Source organism: Salipiger sp. PrR007, assembly GCF_010499845.1.
GTDB classification, from domain to species: domain Bacteria; phylum Pseudomonadota; class Alphaproteobacteria; order Rhodobacterales; family Rhodobacteraceae; genus Salipiger; species Salipiger pacificus_A.
This window is the reverse complement of record NZ_JAAGOZ010000040.1, coordinates 1-21,625: the sequence shown is the minus strand read 5'-3', so window position 1 is coordinate 21,625 and position 21,625 is coordinate 1. Positions and strand designations below refer to the sequence as shown.

Genomic DNA, 21,625 nt, shown 5'->3' with positions numbered 1-21,625 from the left:
TTTAGTGACATTGCCTCATCCCAACCAGACATCAAGGAACAGCATCAGAACGAGCCCGACTGCGAGACCGAGCGTCGCCCTGTTCTGATGGCCGCTGCGATGGGTTTCGGGGATGATTTCGTGGCTAATGACGTAGAGCATTGCGCCCGCGGCAAAGGCCAGACCCCATGGAAGCAGCGGTTCCGACAGTGTGATGATGCCGGCCCCGAGCAAACCGCCAATCGGCTCGACCATGCCCGTCAGCGCCGCGATGCCCCAGGCGCGCAGCTTCGGATATCCCTCGCCCAGCAGAGATACAGCGACGGCCAATCCTTCGGGCGCATTCTGAAGCCCGATGCCGATGGCGAGCGGCAGACCGCCCTCCATACCTCCGGATCCGAAGCCGACCCCCACGGCAAGGCCTTCAGGGAAGTTGTGGATCGTGATCGCAATGATGAACAACCAGACCCGCCGCAAAGACGCCGCTTCGGGCCCTTCGCGTCCCGTCTTGAAGTGCTCGTGCGGCAGCTTTTCGTTCATCAGGGCGACAGCCCCCATGCCCAGAAGAATCGAAACGCATACGATGGCCGCAGGCATCGCGCCGTTTTCGAACATCGGCTCCGCCGCATCCAATGCCGGGATGATCAGCGAAAAGAAAGAAGCGGCGAGCATCACACCGGCAGCGAAGCCGAGCGACAGATCGCGTGTGGCCCGAGACGGGATGCGCCCGAACAGCACGGGAACTGCTCCGACTGCTGTGAGCGATCCGGCGGCAAGACTTCCGAGAAAGCCGAGCATTATCGGAGACAAATTTTCCATGGGCGGGCCAGATTATCCTTCGGCGTAGCTCGAAAAGACTTCCGTCGACCCGTCCTTGCGGATGAGGAAGACATCATAGGCCTCGCGGTCGTCTTCTGGCCCCATGCCGGGCGAGCCATAGGGCATCCCCGGAACAGCGAGGCCGACGGCGTCCGGGCGCTCCTCGAGAAGGCGGCGGATGTCAGCGGCCGGTACATGGCCCTCGATCACGTAGCCGTCAATGAGCGCGGTGTGGCAGGAGACCATGCGCTGCGGCACGCCGTTGTCTAGCTTGAAGCGCACGAGAAGCCCGCCGAACATGTCCTGGCCGGTCGGCACAAACCCGTTCTCTTCGAGATGTTTCATCCACGAGAGGCAGCAGCCGCATCCGTTGGTCTTGCGGACGTCGATCGCCGTTGCCTCTGCGAGGGCCTGGGCCGCTGGGAACAGGGCGAGCGTGATGGCAAGAGCTTGGGTCATGCGTTTCATGGGTCAGAGCCTTTCGGTTGTCGTTTTGGCAATCTCGCTGCCGAGGTTTTCATTCAGAAGCGCCCGCGCCTCGGCCAGACGCGAGAGCGCGGCGGTATCATCCGCATCGCTCTCGGCCGCTTCGGCGAGCCGGTCGTCAGAGAGGGGGTCAGTCGGGCGCCCATCCACGAGCACCTCATAGTGCAGGTTCGGACCTGTCGCCGTGCCAGTCGCGCCGACGCGGCCGATCACGTCTCCCGCCGCAACGCGTTGGCCTTGTGCCAAGTCTTCCGGCACGGCGCTCAGATGCGCGTAGCGCGTCATGGTGTCGGAGCCGTGCAAGATTTCGACCACGCGACCATATCCGCCGCGCCAGCCGATGAAATTGACCCGCCCCGGTGCCGTCGCTTGAACCGGTGTCCCACGTGCCGCTGCAAAATCGACGCCGGTGTGCATCCGGACGTTGCCAAAGACCGGATGCGTGCGGCGTCCGAACACCGAGCTGAGGCGTGCGCCCTCGACCGGCTGTGCAAAGACGCGCAGCACCTCGCCATCGACGTAGATCGTCGCCTGACCGCTGCCGTCGTCCGGCCATACGATCTCGTAAAGCGAACCGCCGATCTCCAGTGCGGCGAAGGCGAGTTCGGGCTGTCCGATCCTGTCCTCGCCGACCCGCGCCTCACGCCAGAGAAGCCTTAGTGTTTCGCCGCCGGACATCTCGCGGCGGAAATCCACGGTCCCACCCAGCATCTGCGCAAGGTCCACGGAAAAACGGGCGGGTATGCCGGCTTCGTCGAGTGCCGCGAAGATCGAGCTGTCGATTACGGCTTCGCCGGCAAGGGTTACGATCTCCGGATCCGGAGCCACGACCTGTGTGGACAACTGCTCGCCGAAAACCACCTCGATCCGAACCCCGTCCTCGACGGCGAGTGAGACGGTGCGGGGGCTGCCGTCCATGGTCGAAGCAACAGTGACCGAGTGCCCCGGCCGCAGCCGTCGCAGATCGTATTCCGCGCCAAGCGCGAGGGCAACTTCGGCTCTGTCAGGTGCCGCAAGTCCAGCTTCGGACAGCAAGAAATCGAGCGTCTCGCCAGCTGCAACGTCGCGCGACCATGTCGACAGCGGTGGCTCGATCGCCCGTACCGGCCTGTCGGCAACAGCGACCTGCAGAAGGGGCAGCGGGCTGAGATTGTGTGCATCGTCTGCCCATGCCGTCACGGGCAGCGTCACGGGAATGTCAACGTTCTGGGGGACTTCAGGACGTTGGGGCATCCAGCTACCTGCCTGGACAAGTTCCGGCGGCACGGGTTCTTTCGACAAAAGATCGAAGATGGCGATAGCCGCACCCGAAACCGTCCCCGCAATTGCAACACAAGCCGCCAAAGTTCTGAGCCTCATGTCGCCCCCTCCGTTTCTTCTTCCAGCGCGCGGCGAATTTTCGGCACCGCGAATTCTCTGGGTTCGTGATAGTCGATCATGGTGACGAACCGCCCAGAGGCTGCGAACAGGAAGACGCTCGCGGTGTGGTTCATCGTGTAATCGCCGCTTTCCGTCGGCACCCGCACGTAGGTGGCGCGGAAGCCGTCCGCGACGCGCGCGATCTGCTCTTCCGGTCCCGTCCAGCCGCGGATCGCCGGATGGAAGTAGCCGACATATTCGGCCATCGTTTCGACAGTGTCGCGCTCGGGATCGACCGTGATGAAAACCACGTTCATCTCGTCGGCCTCGTCTCCCAGATCGTCGAGCCATCCCGAAATGTCCGATAGCGTGGTCGGGCAGACATCGGGACAGTAGGTGAAGCCAAAGAACGCCATCGTCGGTCGCCCGATGAGGGCTTCCGGCCCGACCACGTTGCCCTCATGATCCGTCAGACGGAAGTCCATCTCGGTCAGGGCCACAGTCAGCTGCCCGACAGGTGCGGGTGCACCGGGTCCGTCGACCCGCCACCAACCGACGAAGAGCATCAGGGCGACCGCCCCAACAACGGCCGCGCCGTACCCCAGGATCGCCCGTCGCCGCATCAGTCCTCCGGCCCCCGCGCGGCGATGCCGAGGATCGGCACCTCGACCGTCACTTCGCCTCCGTCGTCGAAAAGCAGGGTCAGCGGAAAAGTGTCCCCTTCCGTCATTGGTTCTTGCAGCCGCATCAGCATTGCGTGCAGGCCCCCCGGTTCGAGCGCGATGCTCTCGCCCGGGGCGATCACGATCTCCCCCGCCGGGCTCATGGAGCTCACACCTTCGGCATTGGTCTTCGTCTCGTGGATTTCGGGCATCATCGCGAGCGGTGTTGTAAGGCCGATCAGCGTCACCGGCTCGTCGCTAGTGTTGCGGATCGTCATGTAAGCGGCCCCGGGACGGTTCATCCCGATGGAGGCGCGGGACCACGCGTTCTCGACGACAACATCCTCGGGTCCGGCCAGCGCGGGCACCGAGAGCCCTCCAAGGGTCAAAAGCGCGGCCAGTGTGCCAGTCAAAATATACTTTTTCATCGTTCTGATCCTGCCCTTTCCATTCAGCTTTGCGCGGCAGCGACTTCGGCGGCCACCAGACGACGCAACTCTGCCTCCCCGAATGGATCGAGCGGCTTGCCGTTCACAAAGAATGTGGGCGTCTGGCGAATTCCCACGGCCTCGACGTCAGCACGATCCTGGTTAAGGATCGCCACGACACCGGGTGCCAGCATTTGCGTGCGCGCGGCTTCGGCATCGAGTCCGGCCGTGGCGGCGATCTGAAGGATCAGGCCAGGCGCCGGGGCACCGTGCGACGCCCATCTCGGCTGTTCCCGCAGAACGGCCTCGAGCACCGGCACGTAAACGTCCTGCATGCGCGCCGCCTCGAGCACGCGGATGGCTTCCTCGGATGCCGCGCCGTGGAAGGGCGTGTAGCGGATCACGACGCGGACAGCTTCCCCATGCTCGGCCATGATGTCCTTCACGATGGGATGAAAGGCGCGACAGGCCTCGCAGGCCGGATCGAAGAATTCGACGATCGTGACGGGCGCATCCGCAGGCCCGAGGATGGGCGAGTAGGGGCGGATCATCGCCTCCGCAAGTTCCGGAGCAACGGGCTCCGCTTCGGCCACTGGGCCGGGGCGGATTGCAAACCAGGTGGCTCCGCCGAAACCGGCGGCGCCGAGGGCAAGAACGGACAGGATCAGGCCGCGTCGATTCATGTTCGTGTGTCCTTCAATGAAAGGGCCGACAGCGCCCCGATCAGCGCGAAGGCGGCGAGCGCCATCAGCGGGATAGGGATGCCGACGACCAGTTGGTTGTCATCGGTGCAAGAGGGGCCGGTGGCCGTGCAGGGCTGGACGCGTTCGGGAACAAGACCGACGTACAGCCCCATGTGCCAGAGGGCGATTGCGCCGCCGCCAAGCGCCAATGCGATGCCGTAGCGCCCCACGCGGCCGTCCCGCCACCAAAGGCCGAGCCCGAGGACAATGGCCAAGGGGAACATGAAGGCGCGCTGGAACCAGCACAGCACACAGGGCGTCTGCCCCAGCACCTCGCCGATGAAAAGCACGGCAAGCGAGGCGACGAGCGCGATGATCCACGCCAGCCCGAGGGCTGTTTCTCCGGACATACGGTTCATGTCGGTCAGATCCTCTCTTCCAGATCGGCGAGGATCTCTTCGGCGGAGGTGCCGTAGGGCCACGAGTCGGCGAAGCCCGCGTCGGGATCGAAGAGGAACAGATGCGACGTGTGGCCCATCGTGTAACCATCCGGCGCCGCAGCCTCTTCGACGCGTTCGAAGAAGATCGGAAAGGTCTCGGATGTGGCGGCGATCTGTTCCGGCGTGCCGGTCAGCCCGATGATGCCCGCATCGAACAGCGGGACGTATTCGGCGAGTGCTGCGGGCGTGTCTCGTTCAGGGTCGATTGTTATGAAAATCGGCTGGACCTTGGCGGCATCGTCGCCCAGACCGTCCATCACCGCCGCGACCTCGGATAGGGTCGTCGGGCAGACGTCGGGGCAGTTGGTAAAGCCGAAAAAAACCAGCATCCAGCGCCCCGCAAAGTCCTCCTCGGTTCGAACCATACCCTGGTGGTCCGTCAGTTCGAACTCAGCGAAAAAAGGCGGTTCGGCGTCGGTTCGGGCGCTATCGGCACGATAATCGGACCATAGCAAAAGCCATATGAAGGCAAGCGCTGCCACGCCTGCCAAAACCCAAAGAAACTTCTGTGCCGATGTAAGGGACAATCCTGTTCGCCTGATTTTGATTCTTATTGCCTGTGCGGATACATCCTCTAGCTGCTAGAGGTTCAAGCACGAGATCATGGTATAGCTTGAACTCACGCGTCTGTGAATCCGACACTTGTTTATTCCGACGGCAAAACCTACACAAACTGTATCTTTTTCATGGAGGCGAAAATGCTCACGATCGGTACTCTGTCAAAGAAGACTGGCACAAAAGTGCAGACCATCCGGTACTACGAACAGATCGGACTCATGCCCGAACCTGGCAGGACCGAAGGCGGACAGAGGCGCTACGACAATGCACAGCTTGATCGACTGTCCTTCATCCGCCACTCGCGGCAACTCGGCTTCTCGCTCGATGCGATCCGCGAGCTGCTCGACCTCAGCGACCATCCCAATCGGCCCTGTGATGAAGCTGATGCCATCGCGCGTCGCCAGCTCAAACAGGTGGAGCAGCGCATGGCCCGCCTGAAGGCGCTGCGCACGGAACTGAAACGCATGGTTCACGAATGCAGCGGCGGGCGGACGGGAGATTGCAAGGTGCTTGAGGTGTTGCGGGACCATTCGGAATGCCTGACCGAGCACGAGGAAATCGGGGCCTGAAGGAATTCAGCCAACATTCCGGCTGGAACGCAGATCAGCCGCAGAAGTTAATGTGTCGTACAACACAAGCTGGAACCACAAAATGGCCGCTAGACAAGATTCAATGGAGAGACGGACGCTTTGGATCGTTCTGGCGCTCAATATCGGTTTGGCCGTGGCCTTTTTCGCAACAGGCGCCTTCGGCGACTCAAGTGCCCTGATCGCCAACGGGCTCGATAACCTCTCCGACAGCTTCGTCTACGCGATCAGCCTTTTCGCTTTGTCCCGATCCGCCAAATGGAAACGCGGGGCGGCGAACGTTTCCGGCGGGCTGCTGATCCTGTTCGCTGCAGGCATCCTCTACGATGCGTGGCGCCGCTACATCGGTGGGTCAGATCCGCTCGGGACGATCATGATTGCAATGGCCCTGATCGCGGCGGCTATCAACGCAGTCTGCGTTTGGCTGCTCGCTAAGCTCAAAAATCCGGACGTCAACATCCGCGCGGCCAACACCTTCAGTTACAACGATTTCGCCGCGAACCTCGGTATCGTCGTGGCCGGTGGCCTCGTCGCCTGGCTAGGAACCAACTGGCCGGACCTCGTCGTCGGCGTGATTGTCGCCGGGATCGCGGCCTGGGGCGGTATCGATATTCTACGCGACGCACATGGCGAACACCACAAAGCGGTTCACACGGGCAAATAGTTGCGGGAGATTCTTTCTGAAGAAAGGGTTGAAGCTATAGTGACTATAGCAATTAGGTTTGTTCCAAGACGATTCGAGGAGCGACTCCGTTGCAGATGACCGACCCCCTACTTGCACCCACCAAACTACTGGATTTTGACGCCGCGCCTCTTGCGCATCTAATTGAGACCCGCGGCTGGCGCGGCTTATCCGAATACGATCGGATCGGAGCTGCCTATGATTTCGTTCGGAATGAAATCGCGTTCGGATACAATCGAGCCGACGACATCCCCGCATCCGAAGTGCTTTCCGACGGCTACGGGCAGTGCAATACCAAAGGCACGCTCTTGATGGCGCTGCTGCGTGGTGTTGGCATTCGTTGCCGGTTGCATGGGTTTACTATCCATAAAGGCTTGCAGCGCGGTGTTGTCCCTGAGCTGGTGTATCCGCTTGCTCCGCAGGAAATTCTCCACTCATGGGTCGAGATCGAATTTCAAGGTGCCTGGATCAACCTTGAAGGCTTCATCCTGGATGACGCTTTCCTCAAAGTCCTGCAAACGTCTTTCTCGGACACGGACAGTCTCTGCGGTTATGGCGCGGGCACGGATTGCCTTGGCGCGCCTCCCGTCGCCTGGAACGGAGAAGATACCTACATTCAGAAAACCGGCATCGTGCAGGATTTCGGCGTGTTTGATACGCCGGACGCCTTCTATTTGTCCCATGAGCAATCCTTTGGATGGCTGCGTGGCGCCCTTTACCGTCATATAATTCGCCACTGGATGAATGCGCGCGTACGTGGTTTCCGCAGCGGCCGCCTGAAGACTGACCGACGCGCGACACACGCGCACGCGGAGCCTGCCAATGCCACATGACCACGGGCACGCGCATTTCGATCCGGATTCCGGCGATCGGCGGGTTGCCATCGCCATCTGGGCAAACGGGCTACTTACCGTTGCGCAAGTCGTCGGGGGCATATTCTCGGGCAGTCTGGCACTGATCGCCGATGCGCTGCACAACTTTTCCGATATGGCCTCGCTTGTCATTGCCTTCGCCGCACGCAAGATCGCGCGCCGCCCAGCCGATGAGCGCATGACCTTCGGCTATGGTCGGGTCGAAATCGTCGCAGCCCTGGTTAACTACACCACCCTGATTTTGATCGGCTTCTACCTGATCTACGAAGGTGGCATGCGCATGATTGATCCACCCGAAGTCATGGGTTGGACCGTCGTCATTCTCGGTGGAATTGCGCTTGTGGTCGACACGCTGACCGCAATGCTGACCTATTCGATGCAGAAGGGCAGCGTGAACATCCGCGCGCTTTTCCTGCATAACCTGTCGGACGCGCTTGCTTCGGTCGCGGTTATCGTCGCTGGGTCGCTGATCATCCTTTACGACATGCGTTGGGTCGATCCTGCCATCACCATCGGCATCGCCATCTACATCCTGTATCTGTCTTTCACTGAAATAGGCGGCCCAATCCGAACCCTGATGCTCGGGAGCCCGCCGGACATCGACAACGAGGCCGTCGTCGAAGCGATGCGGAAAGTCGAAGGCGTCGCCGACGTCCACCACGTCCATCTCTGGCAAATGCAAGAGCACGAGGCTGCGCTCGACTGCCATGTCGTCGTGGCAGCCGAGGGGTGGTCGAAGATTGAAGAGATCAAGAGCGCGATCAAGAAGCGGCTGAAGGGAGAATTCGGCATCAGCCATTCCAGCCTCGAATTCGAGCACGAGGATCGCGCTCATCAGAACGCCGATCTCTATGGTCACGGTAATTCGAGAGATGGGGAGGAAACTCATACTCACGAGAAAAGATAACCGAGCATGAGGATATCATTTCCTCATTTGCGACGGCAAGTTGACGTCGACCAACGTCAAGTGGACTGATGAACCTTTGCATGAGCAACTGGCTGCGAAGGGCAGTAACGAAGGTCTGAGGCGGATACACTACAGGGGTATCACGTCCAAGTTACAGAATGTCACTTGACCTCCCCTTGCTGGAAGGTTGTAGCAGCAACTGTATGACCTGCGTTTTTCGCCTTGTTTTGATTCTCATGCTGACCTTCGGTGCAGTGACTGCGCCGGATATGTCGTCGGCCAGTATGTCAATCACGGCTATGGCGCAGATGGAACCCACCGAAAGCGCCGATGGCCTCTGCAATGGTTGCGATCCCGCTGGATTTGCTGACGGTACTGCCTGTGAAGGTGGGTGTCCTGTTCCTTGCGGCTCCAGCGGTACGGCTGGCCTCCTTGCCAAGATGCCGTCAGAGCGGCTCGCGATGCCCTTTGGTACTGCCATCCGGGGTGCCGAACCTTTGATCCCAGTCGGCGCAAATCCGTCGCTTGATCCGTTCCCTCCCAAACTGCCTGTTTGAACCTGATACCGGCCTCGCCTGCTGCGAGGCCTGATTGTTGCCTTGGTCGAAGCTGGCTGAGTGCGACCCTTTCAGATCAAGGCAGTTGCGATGATTCTCCACAGACCGATTTCACGAAGGCACGTGCTTCGCACAGGTGCCGCATTCACAGCCCTATCCGCTCTGTCACCTGCACGAATGGCAATGGCCGATCCAACTGGGGACCCATTCGTCCTACGCGCGGCATCCGGACAGGCCGCCCTGCGCCCGTCACCATACGGCCCGACTAATGTCTGGAGCTATAACGGGTCCGTCCCCGGCCCTGAAATCAGGGTCCGGCGGGGCGACCGCGTGCGGGTTCTGGCTCAGAATGGGTTGGATGAAGGGACCACAATCCACTGGCATGGCATTCGCACGCCCAATGCGATGGACGGAGTGCCGTTCCTCACGCAGGACCCGATCCCGGTTGATGGCGATTTTCTCTACGAGTTCGATGCGCTGGATGCGGGCACGTTCTGGTACCATCCGCACCAGCGCAGTTCGGAACAGGTCGGACGCGGCCTTTACGGGCCACTGATCGTCGAGGAGGCGGACCCGATCCGCGTGGATCGTGACCTGACCTGGATGCTGGACGACTGGCGCATGACCCGGGACGGGCAAATTGCGGATGACTTCGGCAACCGCCACGACGCGACGCACGGCGGTCGTATTGGTAATTCCGTGACCATCAACGGCCAGATACCCGACCGCATCGCGGTGCGGCCCGGTGAGCGCATCCGCTTGCGGCTAGTCAATGCGGCGAACGCGCGGATATTCGGGCTGGATTTCGGTGGTCTTGCACCGGTTGTGGTCGCTTTGGACGGTCAACCCGTGACTCCCCATGCCCCTGACAGCGATATTGTGGTGATCGGACCAGCCATGCGTGTTGATCTGGTGATCGACATGACTGGCAAGCCCGGAGAAGTCGTCACCGTCACCGATGTCTTCTACGAAGGCCTCGAATACCGTCTGGTCGACCTCGTCTACGGGCCTGACAGGCTGCGGGACAGTGTGCCGGATTGGTCGATGGACCTGCCGCCCAACCCGCTGGCCGAACCGGACATGGCGTCGGCCGCGCGGCACCAGATCGTCTTCAACGGCGGAATGATGGGGCAGATGATGATGGGCAGCGGTATGGGGTCGATGATGGACCAGATGCGCGAGGGCAACATGTGGTTCATCAACGGAGAAGCCGCGACGGGTCATATGATGGACCCCTTGCTGGTCCTGCCGCAGGGCACGTCGCACGTGTTCGAGATGGATAATCGCACCGCCTGGCACCATCCGATCCATTTTCACGGGCATTCGTTCCGTGTGATCGCCCGCAACGGACAACCGACTCGGTATCGCGAATGGCAGGACACCGTCCTGATGGCACCCGAAGAACGGGTCGAGATCGCCTTCGCCGCGGACAATCCCGGTGACTGGATGTTCCATTGCCACATTCTGGAACACCAGGCGGCGGGCATGATGGGCGTCATCCGTGTCGAACCTGGCACGACCAAAACCTGAAACTCACACACTTAGGACCATGAAAATGAATGAACCGATAAAGAAGATACTTGGATTTGCCAGCCTCGGCACGGCAGGTGCCGTCGCCGTCCTTGCGATGAGCCTGAATGCCGCGCCTGCCGCGGCGCAGGAGGTCACGCTCTACAAGAACCCACAATGCGGATGTTGCGAGAGTTACGCGGACTATCTGCGCGAGAACGGTTTCACGGTGGAGGTGAAGCCGACCCACGATCTGGCGCAGATCAGCCGCGATGCGGGCATCCCGGATGACTTCCAAGGCTGCCACACAGGCTTTTTGGACGATTACGTCATCAGCGGCCACGTGCCGATTGATGTCGTCAACAGGCTGCTGGAAGAGCGCCCGGAAATTGCCGGTGTGACTCTTCCCGGCATGCCATTGGGGTCGCCGGGTATGGGCGGCGCGAAACAGGAGCCCTTCAAGATTTACACCGTCGAGGAAGGTGTGAGCCCGACCGTATATTCGGTCGAATGATCAATCGCGCGGTCTGGTGCGAACCCGTGCCAGACCGGTTTCAAGGGAAAACAAAGGATGGAATGCATGATGATGGACGGTGGAATGATGGGCGGCGGCATGATGATTGCGATGGGCCTCGTCTGGTTGCTGATCGTGGGTGTGCTGGTGCTCGCGGCGATCGCCTTGGTCAAATACATCCGCTCGGACAGCGGAAAATAGAGATGTGCCAGAATGCGGATTGAGGGTGCCAGCAGCGGCGACAGCCTGTTGTCGATGGGGTTGGTCTGGGCGCTTTGCGTCCTGCTTGTCCTGTCGTCGCTCGCGGCACTCATCGTCCTCTGTAGGTGGCTCGTAACAAGAAGGCGGAAACTTAGTGAAAAACACGATTAGGCTCTCGGCTGTCCTGCTCGCCACAACGGTTTTGCCCGTAGCGGCGCAGAGCGACGTGCTCATGGGCGAGCGCCTTTATCAAGAGAATTGTGCCAGTTGCCATGGGGCAAACCTGGAGGGGCAATCAGATTGGCGCACACGATTGCCGAACGGCAGGTTGCCTGCCCCGCCGCACGACGCCTCCGGCCATACCTGGCATCACCCCGACCGCGTATTGCTCGACATCGTGAAACGCGGACCGGCGGCGATTGTCGGGAACGGGTACGAAAGCGACATGCCCGGATATGAGGATGTGCTGACAGACGATGAGATCACGGCGATCATTGACTACATCAAGAGCACATGGCCCGACCGGATCCGCGCGTCGCAGGAAAGCCGATCCCTTGCCGATGAGCAGGCGCAGCCATGACGGAAGAGGTCGAGGGAAATGCCGACCCTGTGTCGCGACGTAGTATCTCCGGGTTCGTGCTGGTTCCGCTGATAGCTTTTGCCCTCATGGTCCTGTTCGGTTGGGGGCTTTTCAGGGGTGGCGACGACTTGCCGTCGGCACTTCTCGGCAAACCCGTGCCCGACTTCGCGCTGCCCCCGGTGCTCGGCCGAGAAGAAGGTCTTTCGACGCAGGACCTGATCGGACACGTGTCACTGGTGAACGTCTTCGCCTCGTGGTGTGTGCCCTGCCGTGCCGAACACCCGTTGTTCATGGAGTTGAGTGCAACCGGTGAGGTGCCGCTCTACGGAATCAACTACAAGGACCCGCCCGATCAGGCGCGCGCCTGGCTCGACGAGTTGGGTGATCCCTACGCGCGCATCGGGGCCGACATCAACGGACGCGCCGGTATCGAATGGGGCGTCTATGGCGTGCCCGAAACCTACGTCATCGCGCCCGACGGCACCATCGCCTACCGCCATGTTGGTCCGATCACACGAGCAATCGTGCAGGAAACGCTGCTGCCGATCGTCCGTGACCACAAAACCCAATCCGCCAAGGAGAAAACGCCATGAAAAATCTGAAACCGCCGCTGATCGCCTGGGCACTGTCCGTCGGCGCGGCTTTCGCGACACCGCAAGGGTTTGCACTTCACGACACCCCGCAGCCTGTCGCCAATGTGCGCTACGAGAAAGATGACGGCAGCCGCGGAGACATGGAAGATTTTCGCGGCAAAGTGATCCTCGTGAATGTTTGGGCAACCTGGTGCGTCCCCTGCCGCGAAGAGATGCCGACGCTCGATGCGCTTCAGGCGGAACTTGGCGGCGACGACTTCGAAGTGGTTGCCCTTTCCATCGACCGGGCCGGATCACAAATCGTTCGGCGTTTCTACGACGAGATCGGTGTCACCAATCTCAATATGTATGTCGACCAGACCATGCTTTCGATGACCGCGCTGCGCACCGTTGGCCTGCCGACGACGATCCTGATCGACGCGCAGGGGCGGGAGCTCGGGCGACTGGTCGGCCCGGCCGAATGGGATGATCCCGAGATGGTGTCCTTTTTGCGAAGCTTTATTGAATGAATCCCAGCAAAAGTCCACTGCTCACCCTTGACCTTCCAGTTACTGGAATGACTAGCTTTTAATCATCGAAAGGACTTTCCGGATGACCGAAATATCACCTTCCAACATTGCTGTCGCGTAGCCCTTAATTGTGAGATGAGAAATCCAACGAAATCAACGGCTGTGCTTTGCCCTTAAATATGAGATTTTGCCTTTTATTCCGATATTTTTACCCTTAAACCTGCGACAGGGTTCACAGACATGTGCGGCAATTTTCGATGGATGATGATGGCGAAGACTCCGTTGCTGTTGGTGCGGAAGATTCGCGCAGGGCCGCCGTGCTGCGCCCGCTTGTCCAAGCATATCTTAAAGGAACTGACAGCCTGGAAAGTGGCGTCAATGACGCCGTTTGGGAGCTTGGTGTCAGCAGGGCGACGGTCTGGCGCTGGATAAAACGGCTGGTCGAAGAAGGTGGACGCACCAGTGCCCTGGCTCCGCGGAAACGGGGCCGGCCAGCCGGTACGGCCTTGATATCAAGCAAGGTCGAAGCGGTGATCGAAGAACATCTGCGCCGTTATTTCTTGCGCCGGGAGCGTTCGAGCCTGTCGCGCGTCGTGACAGAAATCCGTAGCGCGTGCTGGCAACAGGGCTTGCAGGCGCCGACACGGCGGACGGTTCAGCGTCGTCTGGATGCGATGGATGCCCGCGAAGTTGCGAAGGCACGAGAGGGCGCAAAAGCGGCCCGCCAAAAATTTGCGCCGGTCATAGGTAGGAACAAGGCCTGTGTGCCACTGGAGATCGTCCAAATTGATCATACGCCGGCGGACATCATTCTTGTCGATAGCTTTGAACGCCAACCAATTGGGCGGCCTTGGGTCACTCTGGCGATCGACATCGCAACGCGGATGGTAACCGGATACTACACTTCTCTCGAGGCGCCTTCGCGATTGTCAGTAGCGCTTTGCCTGACACAGGCGGTGGCCCCCAAGGCGGAACTTCTGGCGGAATTGGCGTGCAATATTCCTTGGCCCGCACAGGGCAAACCGCTCAGCCTGCACGTCGACAATGGCCGCGATTTCCGGTCGCGGGCCTTTCGTTCGGCATGCGCGGAATGGGGGATCGATCTGGTCTATCGGCCGCCGGGAAGTCCTCACTTCGGAGGTCACATCGAACGGTTGATCGGGACGATGATGGGGGCCGTCCACCTGTTGCCGGGAACAACGCAATCCTCGATCGCGACCAAGGGCGACTATGATGCCGAAGGCATGGCCACGATGACGTTGAGCGAATTCGATCGTTGGTTTGCTTTGGAAATCTGCCGTTACAACAACAGAATACATTCAAGTCTTGGCTGCACGCCCGTTGCCAAATGGGAGGCGCTCTCAGAGCAAATGACGGGCGACATCCCCTTCGAGATGGACGCCTTTCAGGTGAGCTTCCTGCCGAGCGAACTGCGCAAGGTCAGGCGGGACGGTATCCATCTGTTCCAGATACGGTACTGGTCCGATGCCCTGGCAGGTCACATTGGGCGCGGGGATGGAAAGGTGGTCGTCCGCTACGATCCTCGCGATATCTCAATGATCTGGGTTGAATTAGACGATGGCCGATTTGTTGAGGCGCGTTACAGAAACCTGGAAATTCCGCCAGCGTCCCTCTGGGAATATCGCGAAGCCATGAGGAAGGCTCGGGCCCTTGGCAAGTCCGGGTCCAATGAGCTGGTTCTGGCTGAGCTGATCCGACAGCAACGCCAGATCGAGGCTGAAAGCCGGGGCCTGACGAAGGCCGAACGCAGAACCCGTGAACGAAAAGGGGCATTGCAGGGCGCCAACTCGGCCGTTTCGTCAACCGAAGGGCTGCGCCCGATCGACACGGGTGATACATCGCGCCCATTGTTCAAGGTGGAGAGATGGTGAATTGAGGGCAGGGACAACTGAAGAAGACGGTCGGATCGCCCTCATTCAATCAGACATCTGGATCGGCTTTCCACGGGCCGAACAGGTGTTGGACCGCTTGCAGGGTATGATCGAAGCGCCACGGCAAACCCGTATGCCTGGGCTTCTTGTGCATGGTGCCTCCGGGATCGGGAAGACGATGATCGCCCGAAACCTGTCGCGCAAGTACGCACCAGACTACGATCCTGCGTCAGGCATTACCCGCACACCGCTGCTGCTTCTGCAAGCGCCGCCTGCGCCTGACGAACGGCGGTTCTACCTGCACATCCTGGCCGCCGTCGGCGCCCCGGCGACGGCACTGAGCGCCCGCGCTCAAAATGTGGCTTCCCTCGAAGTCCGCGTCATCGCGCTCCTACGCGACCTTGGCCTTCGGATGATCATGATCGACGAGGTTCACAACCTCTTGGCCGGGACCCACCGCGAACAGCGCCGCTTTCTCAATGTTCTGCGGTATCTCAGCAATGAACTCGAAGTATCGCTGGTCTGCCTCGGGGTCAGCGAGGCCGTCGATGCCATCCGTGGTGATATCCAGCTTGCCAGGCGGCTGGACGAACATCACCTGCCAAACTGGCGCGACGATGCCGAGTTCTCGGACATGATCCAGACACTCATCGCGGCAATGCCTCTCGAGAAGAAATCCAATCTGAAGGTCAAGTCGCTCAAGCAGATACTTGCGCTGACCGGTGGGGTGACCTCGCGCATCTTCGCCCTGATCAAGGATCTTTCCATAGACGCCATTGGCACAGGTGAGGAATGCATCACTGATGACGCGATCGCGAAATGGACACCGGTTTGGTCGCGCCATGCAAACTCCCATCGGCGGCTGGAAAAGTCCGGGGTGTGAAGCCGCGCCCGCTGCCGAAAACTGTCACGCCGCTGCCAGACGAGCTGTTGTCAGGTTGGCTATCTCGGCTGGCTGCGACCAACTACTGTGATGACACGGAACTGCTGGCTCATATACAAATCGATTACGTGCATGGCACTGCCTTGGACTTCAGCATCGACGCGGCTACGGCAGAGAAGATTGCCAATGCCGCACGTGTCGACCCAGATGTCGTGCGATCTTTGGCCTTTCCGGCGATGACAGCACGAGAAGCTTCGCTGACGGCTCAGATACCATTCCAGCATTGCATGCAATGCTCCCGAGAGGGCCTTTCGCTCAGGCATTGGAGGCGGGCCTGGGCATTTGACTGCCAATTCTGCGGGACGAGACTTGTGCAGACCCTTGGCAAACCCGGTGAGGAACAAATATCCGGAAAACTGATATACCGAGCGCGCCGCGGGGCAGGGATGCTTGAGTGCGCCGCGCGATCGCGCGGCCCCAAGCAACTTCGGCGCGCAATGCGCGCAGTCACCTTTGCCATGTCACTCAAAACCTTCCGCGGGGATCCGTCGTTCGCTGTCCAGAACCCCAGATCGGAAGTTAGGCTGTTCTGCCTCGCCGCAATCGCCGCCGCTCGATCCCATCCCTTGGCTAAGGCAGCCATCGTCAGCAAAAGCATCGACGACTATGCAAGGGTTGCTCTCTTGCGCGCCTTCGAGAAGGAACAGCGCCTGCTTGCTGCGGTTGATCACATCGCGCAAAGGCGCGCGAGAAGCAAAGGCCCCATGACAGCCGCATCTCACAATTAAGGGCAAAAATTTTCGCCAAACGCGCCCCGTCTCAGATTAAAGGGCAACGCGACAGGAGTGGATTGATGCGCTTCTGCGCAATGAACCTCATCGGGAGCGCGCCGCGCTGGAACGAACTCGCGACTTGATGGACAGGGCCACACGCGACTGTCTGGTCACCGGCTACGAGGCATTGGTGCCGGCCCTAACACTGCCGGACCCTGACGATCGGCACGTTCTGGCGGCGGCAATCGTTGGGCGCTGTGACGCGATCGTCACGCAGAACCTGAAGGACTTCCCACCAGCGGCACTTGCGCCCTTTGGCATCGAGACCCAACACCCTGACGACTTTTTCCGGAACCAACTGTCTCTCGCGCCCGGTCTGGTCTGTTCCGCGCTGCGGAAAGTTCGCGCGCGCCTCAAGAATCCGCTCAAAAGCGTCGACGAGTATCTCGCGATCCTGACACAGCAGGGGTTGGTCGCCACGGTTGCCGACCTGGAGCAATTCGCCGACCTGCTTTGATCCCAGAACTGCCCTGACTGAATACGTTCTGGCCAGAGTTGTGGCACCCGATCCATCATCACCGCGAGATTTCGCCCGCCAGGACTGCACGCCCGTGGACTGCAAGCGTAGCAGTGAACCTCGGGCAACCGAACTGCCGGATCACGGCGACAATGCGCGCATCGTACGCCGCTTGCCCTATGACGCGACACAGGTCTGACGCGTGAAACTGGCGGTTCGAGCTTGGCGCAGCCTTGATCTGTTCGTGCAGCTCGCGCTCTCGTGGCTCTTGAACCGGCTGTGGTGCGGGGAGAGCCGGTGGGCGCGTCGCTTCTCCAAGCGAGGTGCGCCACCGGCGCATGAAGCCGAGCAGGAAACCGGCCGGAACCTTGCTGTTCCCACGGGCCCGGTTGAAGGCAAGGAAGCGTTCCCAGATCACTTGCGTATCGACGTTCCAGCAGGGTAGGGCGCTCTTCGCGGCCTTGATCAGCTCGGCCCAGCATGTTCGGAACACGTTCGAGCAACCGTCAATGTTGATCTGTCCTGTGAATATAGTTTTGTTAGATTCTTCTCTAGATAGTGATGTGTCGCCTCCGCCTGACACGAGATCGTGGGTCTGTTCGCCGTCGTCAAAGGCCGCGAAGCGGAAAAGCCAGGGGGCGAACTTGCCGTTCGATTTCTCGCGCTCAAGCTTCAGTTCAGAAGTTTCAAGCTCACTCAGCAGAACGCTCAGGTACTGGCGCGAGACGCCCATCTTCGCCGCCAGAGAGGACAGGGTGAAGGCAGCCGTGCCGCGGGGCAGGCCGTTATACCCATCCTTCCACGCAATTCCGTCGAGGATGAGCGTGGCCAGCTTGTGCGCCGAAACGGAGAGGTCTGTCTGCGTGATTCGCCTGAGGATCAGGCCGGTCGTTGGTTCCATGGTCGTATCTCCTAAGAGACGATGCCATGTCGAGAGCAAACAACATTCTTGCCAGCAAAAACACTTTGCTGGTTGCAGGGGTTCGGACACTGCGCTAAAAAGACCGTGTTCAGGGGTTTTTTTCTAGCGCGGCGTCAGGCTTCTCGGTCTGGCGTCGTTTCCCTTTTTTGGGGTGATGCACTGCCTCCGGTGCAAGTTGATCGGAGCGGGCCAGTGCTACGCTGGCCCGCATGGGGTTCAGTATCGAACCTCTTCGAAGCCGTAGTTTCCTTCATGGTCGCGCCAATCGACGAAGACCGAGCGATAACTCACCCAACCACAGTGCTCGGGACGGGGCAGAAGCGAGGCAGGTGGAACAGCTCCCACGCTCGATCTCTGCCAGCGATAATCGCCCTGCACACCGTAGGAGCCGAGCCTAGTCGAGTCGTAGCGGATGCAATCACCGTCACGATCCTGATGTTGGCTGAACTGGACATGGTAGACGCGGATGCTCCGAACGAAGTCGAAGGCGCTGCCAGAGATGTCGATATCGGCGCGTTCATCGGCCTGCGCCAACACGAACGGACCTGTCGCATCCGGGAGGCTGATCTCAGGCCGGACGGGCGTTGTTGCAGAACTCAGTCGGTGAAGGATTCACATCGGGAATCCATGCGGTTAGACGATCTGCATGAGCAAGCCCAAGCCCGCCCGCTACCGCACGACGAACTGGTCCAGCTACAACGATGCGCTCAGGAAGCGCGGATCGCTGCTGATCTGGCTGGACAAGGAGATGACCTGGCACGCGCCGCATGAGGGACGCCCAGGGCGCCCGCCGGTCTTTTCGAATGCCGCGATCCAGTTTTGCCTGTCGCTCAAGGTTCTGTTCAAGCTACCGCTCAGGCAGACAGCCGGAATGGTCGCGAGCCTCCTGCGCCTGGCAGGGCTAGACTGGCCCGTTCCGGACTACTCGACGCTGTGCCGCAGACAGAAGACCCTCAAGGTGCAGATCCCCTATCGCCGTGCCGAAGGGCCGCTGAATCTTCTGGTGGACAGCACCGGCATCAAGTTTCTTGGCGACGGCGAATGGCAGGCCCGCAAGCATGGCGTTCAGGGCCGCCGCCAATGGCGCAAGGTGCATCTGGCGATGGATATCGCCACCTCGGATATCCGGGCCGTCGAGTTCACCCCTAGCCGGGAAGGCGACAGCCCAGTCCTGCCGGACCTGTTGGGCCAGATCCCCGAGGACGAGGACATCGGCACCGTGACCGCGGATGGTGCCTACGATACCCGCCGCTGCCACGGCGCCGTCATCGCACGCGGTGGCACGGCAATCATACCGACCCGAAGGAACGGTCGAGCTTGGAAAGAGGACTGCCCGGCTGCCAAGGCGCGCAACGAAACCCTGCGCGCCACGCGTCACTACGGTCGGGCATTCTGGAAGCGGTGGACCGGATACCACGCCCGTAGCCGAGTGGAGGCCAAGATGCGATGCCTGAAGGCCTTCGGTGAGCGCATCGCCGCGCGGGATCCAGATCGCCAAACCGCCGAAATCCACATCCGGGTCGCCCTTGTCAATCGCTTCAACGCGCTCGGCACCGCCCACGTCGTCCGCGTGGCATGAAACTGAATGGGAAAGGGGCACTCACAACTCAGGCCGACTTTCTGCAACAACGCCAACGAGATCTACGCGGCCCCTGTCTCCTGAGCGCGGAACCGCTGACGGAATGCGTGAAGCTGAGAAGAGATGACAAACCGGTCGAACCGGGGATCGGGACACCCCAGGGGGTCAAGGCGCAGAAAGCGCGCAATTTTGATTGGGACCCGATCCGCGGACTTCATCTGGGCCAGCGGCTAGACCGCACCACAAAGGCCGTAGACATGACTGCTTTCGGCATAGGCGCGTCAATTCCCAGCTTGCGCAGCAGGGGTCGTCCAGACATGGGAACACTTGCCCTCGCCAGAGATGCCCACTGCGCGTTGGCGACGGTCCACCAATGACTTGCGCCACCGGACCTGTGGGGGAACCGGCGCAGCGCCAGTTCCCCATCGGCTCATTCTGCCGGAACCCAGGGCCGGTTATAGGCTGCCACGCGCCAATCACCGTGTTCGATGAACCGGGGGGCGCTCCCGGTTTCCAGCGCCTCGGCTGCGGCGTTCAGCGCCTCGGGCGATGTCTCGGGCCAGGCGCCCGTTTCGATCCGTTCGACCAGGGTCTCGACGATGGCCGTGCTTTCGGCAGCCGTGAACTCGCAATGGCCCGTGCCCTGGACCAGCGACTGCCGATACAGATCGCCGGTACCCTGCTCCTGCACCAGCGCGCCGTAGCCTTCCATCAGCGTGTAGGGAATGGCCCAGTCGCCCAGCATGTGGATGCGGATCGCCGGAACCTGCAGATCGCCGGTCGTCGTGCGCCCGTCTGCGGCCCAGAAATCGCGCGCATAATCCGAGGCCGCGATGCGGGGGGCGGCGTCGATCCTGGCAATGTCGGCCTGAAGGTCCAAACCGGCCTGTTCGTAGAGCGCCTCAACCGTCCGCGCCATCGCGGGTGCGGCATTCTGGTAGAAGGCGGCATAGTCGACCCCCTCGTTCCCGGAAAGTTGCTGCCCCGATGCGGCGTTTTCGAACAGAAGCCGCGAGGACCCGCCAACATTACCGCCGATGCGCAGCGCCGAGGCCACGATCATGTCGGCCATGGCGCCGGCATCCGCGGTGTCGGGTAGTTCGGTCCCCTCGACCATCCACGGCGACCACTGTCCGATGGCGAAGGCAAGCGCCAGCCGCGCGCGGCCCTCCGGGCTTTCGCCCGCCGTTTCGATGGCGGCCATCCAGGACGCACGGATCGCGTCAAGGCTGCGCTCGCCACCCGCTCCGGCATTGGGCAGGCCGACGATGGCGAGATCGCTGGCCGGACCGTGCCCAGCGGCCTCATAGCTTTCGCCCAGCAGGGTCTGCATGGCGAACCAGCCATCCAGGAAACTGCTCATGATCCAGACCGGCGTATGGGCGGCAAGCACGGCGGCACCGTCGATCCTGTCCGGGTAATCCTCGGCCGAAGCGAGGCTGTCGAGCCCTCCGCCAGAACAGCCGTATTGCAGCACCATGTCAGGAGCGCGCTCCAGGTCCGTGAAAATGTCCTGAACAGCTTGTAGATTCAGGATTTCACGCTGCGGATCGTATTGCCACAGGCGCAGCGGGTGCCGGGCGAGCCCGGCGAAGGCATAGCCACGACCGAGCAGGTCGTCATACCGCTGGACCGCTGACGCGACCGAAACGTTGCTGGCGAAATCCAGATCCCTGAGTAGTCGACCATTCCAGTTCTCGGGCACGCGGATCAGCCATGCCGTCCCGTCCGGCAGGGTTCCCGCATGTTCGTTGAAGGCGGGCTGCTCCTGCGCCGACGCGAGCGGGGCGAAGCCCGCGGTCAGAGCGAGGCAAAGCACCACCATTCCGGTCCGCGAACGCGGGCCGGCCAAATTGGCTGTCCGTGACATGAATTTCCTCCAGTTTGATGCAGCGATGAAATCCGGCTCCTCTTCCGGGGAACCATCGCCGGGAAAAAACATAGATAGCTAATTATTAGTGTCAAGGGCTCTGATGCACAAATCGGCTTAAGGCCGAGGTTCCCCTTTCCCCGGACGGACTTATCCCACAGCTTCCGTGACGGGTATTCCGAGCGCGGTGTAGCCGTTCAGGAC

Annotated in this window: 26 protein-coding genes; 15 read left to right on the top strand and 11 right to left on the bottom strand. The window is 60.9% G+C overall.

The features are described 5' to 3' along the window. Positions 1-15: 15 nt before the first annotated feature. Genes G0Q01_RS17965 through G0Q01_RS17930 form a run of 8 tightly spaced genes read right to left on the bottom strand, consistent with a single transcriptional unit; the run spans position 16 to position 5,443 of the window. A complete protein-coding gene (locus G0Q01_RS17965) occupies positions 16-798 on the bottom strand; it encodes a ZIP family metal transporter (RefSeq protein WP_038008344.1) in 783 nt (260 codons plus the stop codon). 12 nt (positions 799-810) lie between these two features. After that, positions 811-1,266: a DUF411 domain-containing protein gene (locus G0Q01_RS17960; RefSeq protein WP_043772538.1), complete on the bottom strand. Its 456-nt coding sequence runs from the start codon at positions 1,264-1,266 to the stop codon at positions 811-813. Positions 1,267-1,269: 3 nt separating this feature from the next. Further along, positions 1,270-2,643 carry a M23 family metallopeptidase gene (locus G0Q01_RS17955; RefSeq protein WP_043772535.1) on the bottom strand — a complete coding sequence of 458 codons (1,374 nt, stop codon included), beginning with the start codon at positions 2,641-2,643 and terminating at the stop codon, positions 1,270-1,272. Continuing rightward, positions 2,640-3,266 carry an SCO family protein gene (locus tag G0Q01_RS17950; protein ID WP_043772532.1) on the bottom strand — a complete coding sequence of 209 codons (627 nt, stop codon included), beginning with the start codon at positions 3,264-3,266 and terminating at the stop codon, positions 2,640-2,642. The genes G0Q01_RS17955 and G0Q01_RS17950 overlap by 4 nt, the downstream gene beginning before the upstream one ends. Then, complete coding sequence (locus G0Q01_RS17945; protein WP_043772530.1) at positions 3,266-3,733, bottom strand: copper chaperone PCu(A)C; 468 nt, start codon at positions 3,731-3,733, stop codon at positions 3,266-3,268. The genes G0Q01_RS17950 and G0Q01_RS17945 overlap by 1 nt, the downstream gene beginning before the upstream one ends. Before the next feature lie 23 nt (positions 3,734-3,756). Further along, the gene (locus G0Q01_RS17940) at positions 3,757-4,416 is read right to left on the bottom strand and encodes a thioredoxin domain-containing protein (RefSeq protein ID WP_018001721.1); all 660 of its coding nucleotides are present in this window, start codon (positions 4,414-4,416) and stop codon (positions 3,757-3,759) included. Further along, positions 4,413-4,835, bottom strand: a complete 423-nt coding sequence (locus G0Q01_RS17935; RefSeq protein WP_043772523.1) for a disulfide bond formation protein B — start codon at positions 4,833-4,835, stop codon at positions 4,413-4,415. Before G0Q01_RS17935 ends, G0Q01_RS17940 begins: the two co-directional genes overlap by 4 nt. 5 nt (positions 4,836-4,840) lie before the next feature. Further along, the gene (locus G0Q01_RS17930; RefSeq protein ID WP_235940241.1) at positions 4,841-5,443 is read right to left on the bottom strand and encodes an SCO family protein; all 603 of its coding nucleotides are present in this window, start codon (positions 5,441-5,443) and stop codon (positions 4,841-4,843) included. A gap of 171 nt (positions 5,444-5,614) precedes the next feature. On the opposite strand from G0Q01_RS17930, the gene G0Q01_RS17925 reads away from it, so the two are divergent. The 14 genes from G0Q01_RS17925 (at position 5,615) to G0Q01_RS17865 (ending at position 17,050) form a co-directional block, all read left to right on the top strand. Next, on the top strand, positions 5,615-6,043 hold the full coding sequence (locus tag G0Q01_RS17925) for a helix-turn-helix domain-containing protein (protein ID WP_013959865.1): 429 nt from the start codon (positions 5,615-5,617) through the stop codon (positions 6,041-6,043). 103 nt (positions 6,044-6,146) lie between these two features. Next, a complete protein-coding gene (locus tag G0Q01_RS17920) occupies positions 6,147-6,725 on the top strand; it encodes a cation transporter (protein WP_043772518.1) in 579 nt (192 codons plus the stop codon). A gap of 95 nt (positions 6,726-6,820) precedes the next feature. Beyond that, a complete protein-coding gene (locus G0Q01_RS17915) occupies positions 6,821-7,576 on the top strand; it encodes a transglutaminase family protein (RefSeq protein WP_084615419.1) in 756 nt (251 codons plus the stop codon). Continuing rightward, a complete protein-coding gene (locus tag G0Q01_RS17910) occupies positions 7,566-8,522 on the top strand; it encodes a cation diffusion facilitator family transporter (RefSeq protein WP_043772516.1) in 957 nt (318 codons plus the stop codon). The genes G0Q01_RS17915 and G0Q01_RS17910 overlap by 11 nt, the downstream gene beginning before the upstream one ends. A gap of 647 nt (positions 8,523-9,169) precedes the next feature. Continuing rightward, on the top strand, positions 9,170-10,609 hold the full coding sequence (locus G0Q01_RS17905; protein WP_084615416.1) for a multicopper oxidase family protein: 1,440 nt from the start codon (positions 9,170-9,172) through the stop codon (positions 10,607-10,609). 25 nt (positions 10,610-10,634) lie between these two features. Beyond that, positions 10,635-11,102 (top strand): DUF411 domain-containing protein, encoded by a 468-nt coding sequence (locus G0Q01_RS17900; protein WP_203595078.1) that lies wholly within the window; start codon positions 10,635-10,637, stop codon positions 11,100-11,102. Positions 11,103-11,168: 66 nt separating this feature from the next. Further along, positions 11,169-11,303: a hypothetical protein gene (locus G0Q01_RS27125; RefSeq protein WP_009503829.1), complete on the top strand. Its 135-nt coding sequence runs from the start codon at positions 11,169-11,171 to the stop codon at positions 11,301-11,303. 202 nt (positions 11,304-11,505) lie between these two features. Continuing rightward, positions 11,506-11,883 (top strand): cytochrome c, encoded by a 378-nt coding sequence (locus tag G0Q01_RS17895; protein ID WP_370526766.1) that lies wholly within the window; start codon positions 11,506-11,508, stop codon positions 11,881-11,883. Beyond that, positions 11,880-12,476 carry a DsbE family thiol:disulfide interchange protein gene (locus G0Q01_RS17890; protein WP_164213687.1) on the top strand — a complete coding sequence of 199 codons (597 nt, stop codon included), beginning with the start codon at positions 11,880-11,882 and terminating at the stop codon, positions 12,474-12,476. Before G0Q01_RS17895 ends, G0Q01_RS17890 begins: the two co-directional genes overlap by 4 nt. Then, positions 12,473-12,985 carry a TlpA disulfide reductase family protein gene (locus G0Q01_RS17885; protein WP_043772509.1) on the top strand — a complete coding sequence of 171 codons (513 nt, stop codon included), beginning with the start codon at positions 12,473-12,475 and terminating at the stop codon, positions 12,983-12,985. Before G0Q01_RS17890 ends, G0Q01_RS17885 begins: the two co-directional genes overlap by 4 nt. Positions 12,986-13,242: 257 nt before the next feature. Then, a complete protein-coding gene (locus tag G0Q01_RS17880) occupies positions 13,243-14,877 on the top strand; it encodes a Mu transposase C-terminal domain-containing protein (protein ID WP_164213686.1) in 1,635 nt (544 codons plus the stop codon). A 1-nt stretch (position 14,878) separates the two neighbouring features. Continuing rightward, positions 14,879-15,760: a TniB family NTP-binding protein gene (locus G0Q01_RS17875; protein ID WP_043872357.1), complete on the top strand. Its 882-nt coding sequence runs from the start codon at positions 14,879-14,881 to the stop codon at positions 15,758-15,760. Further along, positions 15,757-16,548, top strand: coding sequence for a TniQ family protein (locus G0Q01_RS17870; RefSeq protein WP_164213685.1), 792 nt, complete (start codon positions 15,757-15,759; stop codon positions 16,546-16,548). The genes G0Q01_RS17875 and G0Q01_RS17870 overlap by 4 nt, the downstream gene beginning before the upstream one ends. A gap of 61 nt (positions 16,549-16,609) precedes the next feature. After that, positions 16,610-17,050: a PIN domain-containing protein gene (locus G0Q01_RS17865; protein WP_370526765.1), complete on the top strand. Its 441-nt coding sequence runs from the start codon at positions 16,610-16,612 to the stop codon at positions 17,048-17,050. 58 nt (positions 17,051-17,108) lie between these two features. Here the strand turns inward: G0Q01_RS17865 and G0Q01_RS17860 are convergent, their stop codons facing one another. Next, positions 17,109-17,951, bottom strand: a complete 843-nt coding sequence (locus G0Q01_RS17860; RefSeq protein WP_018065890.1) for a hypothetical protein — start codon at positions 17,949-17,951, stop codon at positions 17,109-17,111. Positions 17,952-18,188: 237 nt separating this feature from the next. Then, on the bottom strand, positions 18,189-18,509 hold the full coding sequence (locus G0Q01_RS17855) for a hypothetical protein (RefSeq protein WP_275634938.1): 321 nt from the start codon (positions 18,507-18,509) through the stop codon (positions 18,189-18,191). A 109-nt stretch (positions 18,510-18,618) separates the two neighbouring features. Between G0Q01_RS17855 and G0Q01_RS17850 the strand changes: the two genes are divergently transcribed. Continuing rightward, positions 18,619-19,551, top strand: coding sequence for an IS5-like element ISRhba5 family transposase (locus G0Q01_RS17850; RefSeq protein ID WP_007803217.1), 933 nt, complete (start codon positions 18,619-18,621; stop codon positions 19,549-19,551). 430 nt (positions 19,552-19,981) lie between these two features. Here the strand turns inward: G0Q01_RS17850 and G0Q01_RS17845 are convergent, their stop codons facing one another. Then, positions 19,982-21,493: a hypothetical protein gene (locus G0Q01_RS17845; RefSeq protein WP_235940238.1), complete on the bottom strand. Its 1,512-nt coding sequence runs from the start codon at positions 21,491-21,493 to the stop codon at positions 19,982-19,984. Positions 21,494-21,625: the final 132 nt, after the last annotated feature.